The following is a 14,133-nucleotide window of genomic DNA, read 5'->3' on the forward strand; positions in this document are numbered from 1 at the left end:
GAATGTTTAACCTTCAACCCATTTTCCGTCTTGGAAAACCAGACTCCACTTGGTTTGTTTGCCTTCTGCCGTTTCAGAACCTACGTATTGTGACTGGTTCTTACGACTAAATTTCACCACGGTTGGATTACCTTCAGGATCAACATCTGGCGCTTGCAGCAAGAATTGATATTTCGGATCAAGTTGTTCCGCAACGCTACGTAACTCAGCCACTTTTGGCGCACGTGTTTCACGAATTTTCGGGAATTTACTTGCAGCCAGGAATAAGCCAGCAGCACCGTCACGCAATACAAAGAAATCATCATGCTTGGTTGAGCGCAGGTGTTCCATCTTGATCGGATCAACACGCGGTGGCGCAGGCTGACCACTCTTCAAGACTTTACGGGTATTATCACAGCTTGAGCAGGCGAAATATGGACCAAAACGGCCTGTTTTTAACTGCATTTCACCATCACATTTATCACATGGAATGGTTGGGCCATCATAACCCTTGATCTTGAATTCACCTTCTTCGACTTCGTAGCCATCACAATCCGGGTTATTACCACAGACATGCAATTTACGACCACCATCAACCACATAGCTGTCCATTGCAGTACCGCATTTAGGACAACGATGTTTCGACATCAAATCGGCTGTTTCAGCACCATCATCATCAGATAATGCAGCTAAAGACTCAACTGGGGTTAGGTTCAGTGTACCCTTACAACGCTCTTTCGGAGGCAGGTTATAACCTGAACATCCCAAGAATACGCCTGTTGTTCCTGTACGTACCTGCATTGGACGAGCACATTCAGGACAAGGGACATCGGGTACTTCGACAGGCTGGTTACGGCGCATGCCGCTTTCACCCTGTGCATTGGTCAAACGCTTTTTAAAGTCGCCATAGAATGTATCCAGCAACTCTTTCCAGTTACGCTCACCTGTCGCAACACGGTCTAACTGACCTTCCAAATCTGCGGTGAAAGCATAATTCATCAGGTTATTAAAACTTTCATCCAGACGATCTGTAACGATCTCACCCATCTTCTCAGCAAAGAGACGACGGTTTTCCAGTTTCACATAACCACGTTCTTGAATCGTTGAGATAATTGCAGCATAGGTTGATGGACGACCAATCCCTTTTTTCTCAAGTTCTTTTACTAAAGATGCTTCGGTAAAACGTGCGGGTGGTTTAGTAAAGTGCTGACTTGGATCAAGCTTTTCTAACTTGAGGACTTCGCCGACTTTCACTGCTGGCAGTAACACATCATCATCTGATTTGTTGGCACCACGAACACGGGTAAAACCATCAAAGACTAAAGTACGGCCTTTTGCCTTTAATTCAACATTTGATGCTTCAACAGTCAACGTTGAAGATAAATATTCTGCTGGTGTCATTTGACAAGCGACAAATTGACGCCAAATCAAATCATATAAACGCTGAGCATCACGCTCAACGCCTGCAAGTTTGTCACCCGTCAATCCAACATCTGATGGACGAATCGCTTCATGGGCTTCTTGCGCACCTGCTTTATTGCCATAACGGTTTGGCTTGGCAGGAACATATTTTTCACCAAAATTTTGTTGAATATGATTACGTACCATATTCACCGCGTCATCACTCAAGAAGGTTGAGTCCGTACGCATATAGGTAATAAAACCACCTTCATACAAACGCTGCGCCAACATCATGGTTTTCTTCACAGAGAAACCTAAACGGGTACTTGCTGCTTGCTGAAGAGTCGACGTGATATACGGTGCACTTGGATTCACCTTGGTCGGCTTATCTTCACGTAATGCAACTTTATATTCAGCATCTTTTAATACGCTTAATAGCGCATCGGTTTCAGCTTTATTCTTGAGTTTAAGCGTCTTACCGGCTTGTTTAACCGCTTCAAGACGAATGTCATCTTTCTTCGACAAAGTATCTGCAAAAACTTGCCAGTATTCTTCTGGGATAAAGGCACGGATTTCACGTTCACGCTCGACCACCAGTTTTACCGCAACCGATTGCACACGGCCTGCCGATAATCCACGGGCAATTTTTTCCCACAGCAATGGTGAAACCATGAAGCCCACCACACGGTCGAGGAAACGACGTGCCTGTTGTGCATTAACACGGTTCAAATCGAGGCGTGTTGGCTGTTTAAACGCTTCCTGAATGGCATTTTTAGTAATCTCGTTAAAGACCACACGGTGGTAACGGCTGTCATCCCCACCAATCACTTCTCTTAAATGCCAAGCAATCGCTTCCCCCTCTCTATCCAAATCCGTTGCGAGATAGATTGCATCGGCATCTTTGGCGAGTTTTTTCAGCTCGGCAACCACATGTTCTTTGCCAGGCAGCACTTCATAATGGGCAATCCAGTCATGTTCTGGATCAACACCCATACGGTTAATCAGTGCAGATTGGGCTTTTTCCGCTTTTTGCTGGTCAGTCAGTTTGACACGCGTTGCAGGCTTCTTTTCAGTAGACTTCGCTCCGCCTCCTGTCGGTAAATCACGTACATGACCGACCGATGACTTCACTACAAACTGTGAACCTAAATATTTATTAATTGTTTTCGCTTTTGCAGGCGACTCCACAATCACTAAGGCACGTTTCTTTGCAGCAGATGCGGAAGCTGCTGTGCTTTCTGAAGCAGAGCGTGGAGTTTTCGCCATAATAAATCGTTTTTCCTGTGTTCAATCAATAAATTAGCGCTGAGCTAATTCATGTAAATAAGTTTTTATCTGTTCAAGCTGTGTGGCTTTTAAGTCAGTTTCTTCATCCCAATATAGCCCAACACAGTTTGCCTGCATATCAATAGCATAAACTCCTTTTAATGCAATGGTTAAATCATTAAATTTCTGATCACCTTGCACCACCTGAAGCTTGCCATCTACCACTCGTGCACGCATAAGCGGCAAACGGGCATCTGGAATCAGGACACTATAATAGGCCACCATGCTGGCACGCTTTTCCGATGCCATTGGAATTTTTGTCCATTCTGGCGCTGCGATTAAACGTGGATGCAAGCCCATTTTTCGTGCCTGATCACGCATCATGCCCAATGCTTTTTCTCGTGGACTAACACGTAAGCCAAAAATCGAGCCAAGTACAAACAGTACAATCGCAACTGTGATCCAAATTCCAATATTACTCATAAAGTTGCCCAAAACATCCTTTTACTAGCGTTACATAAGTTGAATCAAAAAGGCAAGTTTTCCTTACAGTCTATATTCAGGACATTGATTTATCATTCAAACTTGAATATATCGCAGTCATCAAACCTTATTATTCTCAAGTTTAAAATATGATTGATGTCGGAAATATATAATAAATACATGACTCAGTTTTGACTGTAAATATGAATGACTTATTTTATCGTGGCGAATAGCTTAATAATGCGGCGGTTTATCATTCACAGGATCAAAAGCTGCAATACCTTCCGATAAATCAGAAGATTCAACCCGACGATATAAAAGTTGCATCTGTTTTTTTAAATCGGCAATTTCTTGCGTCTGAATTGCCAATTGTTGATTTAATTGTTCAACTAAATCATCTAAAAATGCAATTCGGACTTGCAAATCTTCAATGGGTGCGGAAAATGACGCGTGATCATCAAAATTTTGTGGTTTAGTCATTTCAGACCTCATCTGAACTTTTAGGAAACATTATGGCCTATATTACTTTAAGGGATGTCCATCTCGCATTTGGCGGACCTGCCTTACTCGACGGCGCGAACTTTAACCTGGAACGTGGCGAACGAGTCTGTTTAATTGGTCGTAATGGCGAAGGTAAGTCTACTTTATTAAAACTGATTGAGGGAAGCCTGTTGCCTGATAACGGCGAAGTTTCCATTCAAAACGGTTTAACTGTTTCAATGTTAGCCCAAGACGTCCCAATGGACTCTGGTAAAGTTGCTGATATCGTTGCCGAAGGTGCAGGCGAAGCAGCCAATGTCTTAAAAGAATATCATGAAGCCAGCGATGCCTGCGTGCTGGGCGATATGGAAGCCTGTGATCGTATGGGCATGCTTCAGCACAAACTCGATCAACTCGATGGCTGGGCACTCGAAAATAAGGTCAATTCAATTCTGAGCAAAATGGGACTTGATCCCGATGCTGATTTAGCTGATTTATCAGGGGGGCGTAAACGTCGCGTATTGTTGGCGCGTGCCTTACTGACTCAACCAGATGTCCTATTACTCGACGAACCAACTAACCATCTCGATGTTGAAAGTATCGAATGGTTAGAAAAGTTTTTAATGGATCAGAATAACCTGACCCTGCTGTTCATCTCGCATGACCGTTCATTTGTTGACAGCATCGCAACCCGTATTGTCGAGCTGGATCGTGGTATTTTGCGTAGCTACGAAGGTAACTATTCACGTTATCTCGACCTCAAAGCACAGCAAATGGAAGCAGAAGAAAAGCAGAATGCTTTATTTGATAAAAAGTTAGCTGAAGAAGAAGCATGGATTCGTCAAGGTATTAAAGCACGTCGTACCCGTAACGAAGGTCGTGTCCGTGCCTTGAAAGACTTGCGTGAACAGTCTAAGGCGCGTCGTTCACAACAAGGCAAGGTCAGCATGGCAACTCAAGAAGCGAATCGCTCTGGTAAGCTGGTGTTTGAAATTGAAAACTTAAGCGTGAGCTACGACAGCAAAGCACTGATTAAAGATTTCTCTGCAATCGTGTTGCGTGGCGACCGTATCGGTTTGGTCGGTGACAACGGTGTCGGTAAAACCACCTTGATCAAAGCCATTCTGGGTGAAATCGAGCATGGCGGTTCAGTCAAGACTGGTACACAACTTGAAATCGCCTATTTTGACCAGTTACGCAATGCGCTCGATCTTGAAAAGACCGTGATGGCGAACGTTTCAGAAGGCTCAGACTTTGTCGATGTGAATGGTAACCGCCGTCATATCTATAGCTATTTACAAGACTTTTTATTCTCTCCAGAACGTGCGCGAACACCGGTAAAAGCACTTTCTGGTGGTGAACGAAACCGTATTCTTCTCGCAAAATTGTTACTTAAGCCATCGAACCTGATTGTGATGGATGAGCCAACCAATGACTTGGATATGGTAACGCTTGAGTTGCTTGAAGAAATGTTATCCGAATACAAAGGGACCTTGCTGCTCATCTCGCATGACCGTGCCTTTATGGATAACGTTGTGACCTCAACGTGGGTGTTTGATGGCAAAGGGAATATTGATGAATACATCGGTGGCTATCAGGACTATCTAGAACAACGCCCAGACCAGAAAGTCGTTGATCAAAAAAGTGATGTCAAAAAAGCGCAGGCAAAAGCTGAAGCGGCTGCCGCAGCTGCTCTCGCTCCTGCACCGAAAAAAGTGAAGTTGAGCTATAAAGATCAGCGTGCACTTGAACAGCTGCCTGCTGAAATTGAAGCATTGGAAACTGAACAAGCCACATTATCAGAGAAACTGGCTGATGGTTCATGGTTTGTCAGCGATGCCAATGCAGCAACTCAAGCCAGCCAACGTCTCGCAGAAATTGACGAATTATTGCTAGAAAAGTTAGAGCGCTGGGATGAGCTAGAAAATCTAAGCAAAGGTAATTAAATCCTCTATGAGCATCTATCTCTTAAGGATAGATGCTCTATTCCAACTCAAATCGACGATTAAATCTTAAAATTATCTTTTAATGACTGATAAATATTAAAATTCTCATCATCAAAACATACAAAAATGACTTCCGTTATAAACTGACTCTGTTTTAATTGCTCAGCAATTGTTTTTAACGCAATTTGAGCAGCAAGCTGTTTAGGAAAACGATAAATTCCTGTAGAAATATTCGGAAATGCCATACTTTGTAGTTTCAAATTTTCAGCCAGTTTAAAACTGTTCCGATAAGCATTTTCCAATAATAAAGCTTCATCGTGCTGTCCATCGACCCAAGTGGGCCCAACGGTATGAATGACATATTTCGCCGGCAAATTTCCAGCCGTCGTCACCACAGCCTCACCAACAGCACAACCACCTTGTTTTGCTCTTATTTTTTGACAATCTGCCAAAATCGCTGCGCCGCCTTTTCGGTGAATTGCGCCATCTACACCGCCTCCACCGAGTAACGAGGTGTTCGCAGCATTCACAATTGCATCGGCCGTAATCTGAGTAATATCTCCCTGAATGATGTTTATCGTTTTCACCATAATCTCCTGATCGAAATAATGATTGATCTATCGACAAAAAGCATGCGCTTTATCTTTTAGATTTAAAAGTGTACGCACAACTTGATCTAAATTCCAATTTGCAAAAGATAAATCCTCGCAGAGAGTTAGATTATTCAAAGCCAAGTGAGCTTTGATGATCGCGTTGCAGAATAAAAAAATAGGGCTGGGCTTGCTGTTTTAGATCCATCCAGCCCAATACGGTATTTTCATCTATTTTTCGAAACACATCATGAATAGGCTTTTCATCGTAAATCATCGTCGCCGATATTTTCCCCCGAAACTCAGTCATTCTTAAACGGGCTTTACTGTCTTTGGTTTTTAATAGTTTCAAACCACCAGCCAGATACTTGCTGTTATTTTTCAAAAGGCTAAAATCAATATTTAGAGGCAACCATTTTGGATCAAGGAAAAATAACGCTGTCTTCTTCGCATTGAGGAGCACTAACGGATATACCGTTTCCTGATCAATAAATAATTTCCCATACCAGTTTGCCTGCTCCAATAGACCATTCATCGGATGACCTGTTACCACCTCAAATCCTTTCCAGCGACCATACATAAATGCACAGTCAACCTCATCCAAGTGATCATAAAACTCGATCATTTCCTGAGCGTCGATTTTCTTCCCTTGTGATATTTCCTGAATATTCATCATCCCTTCCCTTTTTGTTTTATTGATCCTCAACTCAATCTGGATTGAGTCAGGTATGACCTGCATTGTATTACAGCTAAAGTAGAAGCAAAAAATTTCTCATTCAATTTCCGCCGAGTAGCAACCGAACAAAAGCGTGTTGGCATATTCTCAGGCTCACTTCATGTTACACTGCTCCAAAATTCAACATTATTCACTCTACTAAGTTTATGAGTCAAAAGCAGTCTTATATACCTGGCGAATTTCAATGGGAATTTCTATTACCCAAATATTGGAAAATTTGGATCGCCATTTTTTTTCTTATGTTATTGGCCATTCTCCCATGGGCAATTCAGTGGCGCTTGGCACATGGCTTAGCAGGATTATTCTGGCATCTGCTCAAGTCACGCCGAAAAACCACACTTCGAAATCTGGAACTGTGTTTTCCAGAATGGTCACCAGCGGAAGTCGAAGCCCAAGCAAAACAAGTTTTTGTCGATATGATGCTGGGTGTTTTTGAAACCCTGAATGCATGGTATTGCCCTCAATGGTTTAAAGATCGTCACAGCATTGAAGGCCTAGAACATATTCATGAGGCTAAAGCTCAAGGCAAAGGCATCTTATTACTCGGCACACATAGTACCTTGCTAGATGCGGGCGGTTATATCTGCGCCCAGTATTTCGAGCCGGATGTGGTGTATCGACCGCAGAATAATCCAATGCTGGATATGCTGATTTATCGTTGCCGTGCAACCATTTATCAGCACCAGATTGATCATGATGATATGCGTGGTTTGATTCGTCGCCTAAAAGACGGTGGTGCAATCTGGTATAGCCCTGATCAGGATTTCGGTCTCAAACAAGGCGTGATGGCCCCTTTCTTTGGTGTCCCTGCCGCAACGGTCACGGCACATCGTCGCTTATTAAAAATCTCGAAAGCTGTCGCGATTCCGCTGTATTTCTATCGGTACGGAGATGTGCGTAATCCACAATACAAAGTCCTAATTGAACCGATTGTGGACAACATGCCAAGCGAAGATGAGGTGAGTGATGCGATCCGAGTGAATCAGATTATTGAAGCGCAATTACGTATTGCACCGACGCAATGGATGTGGTTCCACCGCCGTTTTAAAACCAGAGCCGAAGGCTACGAAAAAATCTATTGATACGCAAAGAGCCGATCCATTGTAATGAATCGGCTCTTTTTTCAATGAGGAAAAGATAAATATTAGTTCGGGAAAATCACACCTGAGCTTAAATCATAATAAGTTGGATTATTACTATAGACCGATCCTAATTTCACATTAATAAACCAGCCTAAATTACCCTGATCTTGTAAGCGGTTTTGAACCTCACTTGGTAGGTCTAGTTTGTGAATCGCATCTTCTTTAAAGACCTTAGATTCAATATTGGCTGTGCTCGTACTATCACGTTCAAATAAATAGCCTTTGGTATTAAAGAATCCAAGTGCATTGCCCTTATCAATCAGGTGATAGCCTTCCGCAGCCTGCTGTTTGAGCAATAAGTCTAGTTTGGTTGGATTATCATCATAAAATCCTGCTTCTGTTTCTGGCATTTCGAAATAGCGATATGCATAGGTTCCATTATGGGTACTACTGTTCACACAGGTTGGCACATAAAATGTGCCGTTGGTTGTACCGTTATTGGTAAAAGTACTACCAGCAAAAATTAACTTACAACCCTGTGCCCCCAGCTCATTAAATGTTGCCAGAATATTAGCGCGACTGGTATCGGTTAAGAAGCGGTTATCATAAGTATAAGTTGCTGGTTTTTTATCATTTTTAACAAATAAATATTTATAAGTATAGCTTGGTGACTCACCCAATGATGACTTATACGCAAAGCCAGCTTTACCTTGTTTTTTAATCTCAGCCAACCAAAACAGATAAATATTAATAACCACATTGGTTTTGACATCAACAATTTTATAGCTGTAAGTATCCGTCGAAGCATTATTTTTCACATATAAGTTTTTAGGTTCTGGAAAATCACTATTGGCTTTTTTTACATCCAGAGAATTACTAGCTAAAGCAAAACCCTGTCGCCCCTGCTCATTGGCTTGCGTAAGGAAATTCTCAAAAGAGCTTTGGTTATCTAACAAGCGATAACTTGCAGTTGCATTTTTTACAGTCGGTTTCAATAGGCTATAACCATCTACATTGGTACGAGTATAGCAAGTGACTGTCCTCGATGGATCAATACCATCCATATACGCTTGAATATCTTTAATATTCGCTTTTTCATTCACCTCACACATCCCATCTCCTTTAAAGGCATAGGCCCATGCACTTCCCGTGCGATATCGATCACTATATTTCACCCGATTTGCCGTCGTGGTCCCACTGGTTTCAGTCGGCAAAATGTCAGTAATCAACGCATCATCAGAAGCAACCGCATAATTTTTAATAATGGCACCTGTGCAATCTTCTTTTTCAAATTGACGCGTTTCTTTCGTAAAACGAACGCTGTTATCTGAAGTCTTATACACAGTTAAGTTTGTTCGTGCCCCTTCATGGCAAAAGCCGCCTAGCCAAGAACCGACAAAGCGATCGGCCACGACTGGGGTCGGTGTTGGAGTTGGTGTAGGTGTTGGGGTCGGTGTAGGCGTTGGAGTTGGTGTAGGCGTTGGAGTCGGTGTAGGTGTTGGGGTCGGTGTAGGCGTTGGAGTCGGTGTAGGCGTTGGAGTCGGTGTAGGCGTTGGTTTGGAATCAGAATCATTATCCGAGCCACACCCGACCAGTACAGCACATGTCACGCTTAATGCCAGTTGTGTCCATATTTTTTTCATTATTTTACCCTCTGTGTGATTTTTTCACATAAATTACATGTGAAAATTTAACACTTTTATGCTTGAGTGCAAATATATTTCTGCGTAAATTAATAACGAAAGGTCAAAAATATTTTTACTCATGGTCAGAATGTATGGATGCACAAGAGAACTTAGCCAGACAATTCAGTGCCTTACCAAAGGAATGGCAGATCTGGCTAGAAGAAAATTTAGAACGTGGCTGTCGTCCCACTGATTTAGTCAATATTTTGCTACGTGAAGGCTTAATTGATCTTGGTCAGAACTTTGCAGCTCAAGTACCGCGAGAACCACAACACGATCATCAACAAGAACAAACTGTGCTAGAAAAACAGGCACAGCTCAGCATTACGTTCAATCAACAACAGCAAAAATGGCTTGCGCAGGCCGTTTTGAATGGGACAGATCAGGCCTGTATTTATCAAACTTTGCAACAACAAGGCGTAAGTGAAATTGATATCACACTGGAATTGGCTCAGCTAAAACAACATCCTTATTTTCAAATCGCCCAAGAACAGCATTTTTTAGTGCGGAAACGAAACTGGTTGCTCAATACTCTCGATTGTTTTGCCCGTTTGAATCCCCAATATCAGCATATTAGCCGGATCACACTTCCCTCTTTCGAGCAATTTATTCAACAATATTACAGTCGAAATTTACCTGTCATTCTCACAGATTCAGTCGCCCATTGGCCTGCCTTACAGAAATGGTCACCTCAATATTTCAAAAAAACAGTCGGGAATCAGGAAGTTGAGGTACAGTTCAATCGTGAAAAAGATCCAATGTTTGAACGCAACTCGATTCAACATAAAACCAAGATGCTGATGAGTGAGTTTGTCGAATTAATTGAACAAACTCCTCACTCTAATAATTTTTATATGACGGCTAATAATGCCAAAGCCAGTCAGTCAAGTTTAGCCACATTATTTCAAGATATTGATCATTTTCATGGCTATACAGATCATGCACAGGTCTATGATCGCAGCTTTATCTGGTTTGGACCGAAAGGTGCCTTTACGCCCCTGCATCATGACTTGACCAATAACATCCTTGTTCAAATCTATGGACGTAAAAAGGTCACCTTAATTCCCGCACTACAAGTGCCAAATTTATATAATGATGTCGCAGTTTTTAGCAAAATTGCTGATCCTTATCAAATAGATGTAGCAAAATCATTTCCAGACTTTGCACTGAGCAGCAAAATCGAATGTATTCTCGAACCGGGTGATGCTTTATTTATTCCTCTCGGCTGGTGGCATTGTGTCGAAAGTCTGGATATTTCCATGAGTGTTTCATTTACTCATTTTAATATCGACAATGGTGGTGCTGAATCATTTCCAACAACCAACTATTGTTAAAATCAGATCAACCCATAATTAATCACGCTTTAACTCTTCAGGTGCTTTAATGGTAAAACCAACAAATCAGGTCATGACCGAAAACGAATTAACAGCGAATGATACGCAAGGTGTTATTGCTCAAGAAGCAGAAACAACCTTGGAAAGTATTTTTCCAATGATGCAGCACATTGCGCGCTGGTTGATTCATTCTGGCGTAGGTTATACCGACTTTGTTGCCGCATTGAAGCCAATTTTTTATGAACAGGCACTCTCAGAATTAGATCGGATTCAACAAAATAAAACAGATTCAGCCGTGAGTTTATTATCAGGATTACATCGTAAAGATGTCAGTGCTTTTCGGCAACAAGCCACCCAAAATACGACCGAGGCTCCCAACTTTGCCATTAGTGTTCCTGCACGTGTCATTGCACGCTGGATTGCACTGGACCTTCCTCATCAGATTCCAATTTCTGGTGAAGAGAACAGTTTTGAAGCTTTGGTGAAACACATCTCGACAGAAAAACATCCCCGTTCAATTCTATTTGAATTACAACGTTTAGGCGTGGTTGAACAACAAGGACAACAGGTTATCTTGCAGCAAAATAGCTTTACACCAGATAATCAAATGCAGGAAAGTAAAGCCCTATTTTCTGCCAACCTCACAGATCATCTGGCAGCTGGAATTGATAACTTTATTAGCGAAAAACCTTTTACTCATCTCGAACAGGCAGTCCATGCCGAGAAATTAACACCGCAATCGGTTGAGGCACTTCGACAACTTAGTATCGAACTTTGGCAAAATATGGCAAAACAATTATTAAATGCTGCCATTCATCATTGCGAACAAGACCAGAACAAAGCAGATGCAACTTATCAATTTCGATTTGGGGTCTACCAGTACGATACACAGATAAAACTACAAGTGCCTTATATATTTAAGGATAAATAAAAATGAAAACAATATTTTTCCCGAGCATTATTTTAGTTTCAGCGATTGCTTTAACCGCCTGTGGAGAAAATTTTTCTGCGGCCAATGTCAGCTTGGGAGGCAGTGGTTCTGGTACCCAGAAACCCTTACCTGGTGGGGGAAATGGTGGAGGCTCGCATCCCTCTACGGGAGATAAAGGTGAATTTTATGAATATGTCGTCGTAATCCCGCAAGAGACCCAAAGCAGTTGTATGGGGGTGCAACGCAACATGCGTTTTATTGATGCTGAAACCAAAAAACCTTTAACTATAAACTCCCTTCAGAGCTTAGCCACATCCCCCCTGCAAATTGAAATTAGCAACACCACCCCAAATTATGTTTATCAGCTCGTACCGCTGTGCCGTCCGATTGAGTTTCAAGTCGGTGAAACTGTCATGTTTCACGGACAATCATTAAGATGCGCTACAGATCAAGATGAAATACAGGTATTGCGCCCTTATGAAACACGGACTTATGAGCTAGATCTCAGCTTTGCCGAGACTGAACTTCCCTTAATCGTAAACTATAAAGCTTTTTATCGGACTGATTTGCCTAGTATTGGGACAGCGTGGGAAAAATGTGACGCAGCCCAAATCACTGTGCCTATTTATAAGAAACGTATTCCTAAAGAGCCTAAAATTATAGAACCACCGATCACGGTTCCTGAACTACCTGTCGGTGAGAAGCCAGAATAATGCTAGTCATAAAAAATTAAAACCCGAGTCCTGCATCCTGCAAAACTCGGGCAAATGAGGTTGTGCTTTCACGTTATTTTTATTATCTTGCGTCCATCGCATGCATCATATCCATGATGACTTTTCCATCTCAGCGCTGCTTATCCTTAATCGGAAATCCATTCCTGCGTCCTTGTGCTGATGTATTTAGAATAAATCTTTTGCGGCTGTAGGACTATTCGTTACAAACTTAAATCTATGTACGAAATAACGTACATTAATTAGCTAAAGTTTAAAATCACGCAATTCCTCAAGTCACTGAATTCTAAATAAATCACGTAATTTAACCTTATACTACCCACTATTTATGAGGTTGAGCCAAAGGATCAATGACCTCTTTCTCCACTTCCTCAGCCTTCTCTATGCCTTCCTGTATCGCATCTTGAGCTTCCTGTTCATCTTCGGCTGTCTGTTCCAGTGATTCCTGCTGTTGTTCAAATAGACGGTCTGTTTGTAACACCACATAAATCGGAAAATGATCTGAACCGATATGCGACAAGCGTTTCATTTTGACTAAACCAAAATCCGTACTATGAAAGAGATGATCCAGTGACCAACGCAGTAAAGGATAATCAGCATGGAAAGTATTCATGAAATAGCGCCCAACCCGTGGGTCAAGCAGGCCGCTAATACGCTGGAATAAGCGCGTTGTTCTCGACCATGCCACATCATTCAGATCTCCCATCACGATACAGCTCTGATCTAGGTCTTTAATTTGGTCACCCACAATCAAGAGTTCGGCATCTCTTAAAGTTGAGTCTTTCGCCTCAGTTGGACTTGGAGGCTTAGGATGTAAACAGTACAACTTAACCTGCACACCCGACGCTAACGTCAAACAAGTGTGAATTGAAGGAATCTCGTCACTTAAGATAAATTTCACTTCGGTGTCATTTAATGGCAAACGACTATACAGATGCATGCCATATAGATTGTCTAAAGGCACAGGCACACGGAAAGGATAGTCTGCTTCGATTTTGCTCAGCGCTTGTTGCCATGCAGCATCCGACTCAAGGGTCAGTACCACATCAGGTTTTAGATTTTCAATATGCGCTAGCAAAAGATGATATTTATCGTTTGGGGTCAGTACATTCGCAACCAGTAATGAAACTTGCTGTTCAGGTTTTAACTGCGCCTTCTTTACTTTTTGAACCTGCTTTTTCCATAACGGCGTATAGGGCAAAACCATTTTGAGTTGATAGGCAATCGCAGCCATTAAACCAAGAAAAAATAGCTCCGTGCTCAAGGTCCAGTCCGATACACCAAATAACATTGCACAAGCGGTCAAAATCCCCAATGCCAAAATTTGTAATCTGGGAAAATCCGCCCCTCGAAACCACCACTCATCTCGAGGGATCAAAGACCAAAATGAAAGCCATATCACCACTGCTGCGCAAATCTGAATCCACATCATGTTCATTTTTCTCTTTGGGATAGCATAGATTTACAATAAAGCTGTAGCTTTATCAAT

12 protein-coding genes are annotated in these 14,133 nt (G+C 42.1%); 5 read left to right on the forward strand and 7 right to left on the reverse strand.

The window, feature by feature from the left end; translation table 11 throughout:
• Positions 1-6: 6 nt before the first annotated feature.
• The 3 genes from topA to AWW72_RS16875 form a co-directional block, all read right to left on the reverse strand.
• On the reverse strand, positions 7-2,646 hold the full coding sequence (gene topA / locus AWW72_RS16865; protein ID WP_062848090.1) for a type I DNA topoisomerase: 2,640 nt from the start codon (positions 2,644-2,646) through the stop codon (positions 7-9).
• A gap of 33 nt (positions 2,647-2,679) precedes the next feature.
• Complete coding sequence (locus AWW72_RS16870) at positions 2,680-3,129, reverse strand: hypothetical protein (RefSeq protein ID WP_004774271.1); 450 nt, start codon at positions 3,127-3,129, stop codon at positions 2,680-2,682.
• Between the two features lie 234 nt (positions 3,130-3,363).
• Entirely contained in the window at positions 3,364-3,609 is a 246-nt protein-coding gene (locus tag AWW72_RS16875; RefSeq protein ID WP_004774270.1) for a SlyX family protein, read from the reverse strand.
• Between the two features lie 32 nt (positions 3,610-3,641).
• Between AWW72_RS16875 and AWW72_RS16880 the strand changes: the two genes are divergently transcribed.
• Complete coding sequence (locus AWW72_RS16880) at positions 3,642-5,555, forward strand: ATP-binding cassette domain-containing protein (RefSeq protein ID WP_062848091.1); 1,914 nt, start codon at positions 3,642-3,644, stop codon at positions 5,553-5,555.
• Between the two features lie 59 nt (positions 5,556-5,614).
• Here the strand turns inward: AWW72_RS16880 and AWW72_RS16885 are convergent, their stop codons facing one another.
• On the reverse strand, positions 5,615-6,142 hold the full coding sequence (locus AWW72_RS16885; protein ID WP_062848162.1) for an O-acetyl-ADP-ribose deacetylase: 528 nt from the start codon (positions 6,140-6,142) through the stop codon (positions 5,615-5,617).
• Positions 6,143-6,275: 133 nt separating this feature from the next.
• Positions 6,276-6,818: a DUF4334 domain-containing protein gene (locus tag AWW72_RS16890; RefSeq protein ID WP_062848163.1), complete on the reverse strand. Its 543-nt coding sequence runs from the start codon at positions 6,816-6,818 to the stop codon at positions 6,276-6,278.
• Positions 6,819-7,027: 209 nt separating this feature from the next.
• Between AWW72_RS16890 and AWW72_RS16895 the strand changes: the two genes are divergently transcribed.
• Complete coding sequence (locus AWW72_RS16895) at positions 7,028-7,963, forward strand: LpxL/LpxP family acyltransferase (RefSeq protein ID WP_004774266.1); 936 nt, start codon at positions 7,028-7,030, stop codon at positions 7,961-7,963.
• Positions 7,964-8,025: 62 nt separating this feature from the next.
• Here the strand turns inward: AWW72_RS16895 and AWW72_RS16900 are convergent, their stop codons facing one another.
• Positions 8,026-9,606 (reverse strand): PT dipeptide repeat lipoprotein, encoded by a 1,581-nt coding sequence (locus AWW72_RS16900; protein WP_062848092.1) that lies wholly within the window; start codon positions 9,604-9,606, stop codon positions 8,026-8,028.
• A 134-nt stretch (positions 9,607-9,740) separates the two neighbouring features.
• On the opposite strand from AWW72_RS16900, the gene AWW72_RS16905 reads away from it, so the two are divergent.
• From AWW72_RS16905 to AWW72_RS16915, 3 genes are read left to right on the forward strand one after another with little or no spacing between them, the layout of a single operon-like run.
• On the forward strand, positions 9,741-10,982 hold the full coding sequence (locus AWW72_RS16905; protein WP_062848093.1) for a cupin-like domain-containing protein: 1,242 nt from the start codon (positions 9,741-9,743) through the stop codon (positions 10,980-10,982).
• A 49-nt stretch (positions 10,983-11,031) separates the two neighbouring features.
• Positions 11,032-11,913: a DUF6502 family protein gene (locus AWW72_RS16910; RefSeq protein WP_062848094.1), complete on the forward strand. Its 882-nt coding sequence runs from the start codon at positions 11,032-11,034 to the stop codon at positions 11,911-11,913.
• Positions 11,914-11,915: 2 nt separating this feature from the next.
• Entirely contained in the window at positions 11,916-12,626 is a 711-nt protein-coding gene (locus AWW72_RS16915) for a hypothetical protein (protein ID WP_062848095.1), read from the forward strand.
• A 340-nt stretch (positions 12,627-12,966) separates the two neighbouring features.
• Here the strand turns inward: AWW72_RS16915 and AWW72_RS16920 are convergent, their stop codons facing one another.
• Positions 12,967-14,076, reverse strand: coding sequence for an endonuclease/exonuclease/phosphatase family protein (locus tag AWW72_RS16920; RefSeq protein WP_062848096.1), 1,110 nt, complete (start codon positions 14,074-14,076; stop codon positions 12,967-12,969).
• Between the last annotated feature and the right edge of the window lie 57 nt (positions 14,077-14,133).

It is taken from the genome of Acinetobacter sp. NRRL B-65365 (genome assembly GCF_001605865.1).
Taxonomy (GTDB): Bacteria; Pseudomonadota; Gammaproteobacteria; order Pseudomonadales; family Moraxellaceae; genus Acinetobacter; species Acinetobacter vivianii.

Bases quoted from the DNA above. Each gene is read 5' to 3' on its own strand.
- topA (WP_062848090.1), bottom strand. From the start codon at position 2,646: ATGGCGAAAACTCCACGCTCTGCTTCAGAAAGCACAGCAGCTTCCGCA.
- AWW72_RS16870 (WP_004774271.1), bottom strand. From the start codon at position 3,129: ATGAGTAATATTGGAATTTGGATCACAGTTGCGATTGTACTGTTTGTA.
- AWW72_RS16875 (WP_004774270.1), bottom strand. From the start codon at position 3,609: ATGACTAAACCACAAAATTTTGATGATCACGCGTCATTTTCCGCACCC.
- AWW72_RS16880 (WP_062848091.1), top strand. From the start codon at position 3,642: ATGGCCTATATTACTTTAAGGGATGTCCATCTCGCATTTGGCGGACCT.
- AWW72_RS16890 (WP_062848163.1), bottom strand. From the start codon at position 6,818: ATGAATATTCAGGAAATATCACAAGGGAAGAAAATCGACGCTCAGGAA.
- AWW72_RS16895 (WP_004774266.1), top strand. From the start codon at position 7,028: ATGAGTCAAAAGCAGTCTTATATACCTGGCGAATTTCAATGGGAATTT.
- AWW72_RS16900 (WP_062848092.1), bottom strand. From the start codon at position 9,606: ATGAAAAAAATATGGACACAACTGGCATTAAGCGTGACATGTGCTGTA.
- AWW72_RS16905 (WP_062848093.1), top strand. From the start codon at position 9,741: ATGGATGCACAAGAGAACTTAGCCAGACAATTCAGTGCCTTACCAAAG.
- AWW72_RS16910 (WP_062848094.1), top strand. From the start codon at position 11,032: ATGGTAAAACCAACAAATCAGGTCATGACCGAAAACGAATTAACAGCG.
- AWW72_RS16915 (WP_062848095.1), top strand. From the start codon at position 11,916: ATGAAAACAATATTTTTCCCGAGCATTATTTTAGTTTCAGCGATTGCT.
- AWW72_RS16920 (WP_062848096.1), bottom strand. From the start codon at position 14,076: ATGATGTGGATTCAGATTTGCGCAGCAGTGGTGATATGGCTTTCATTT.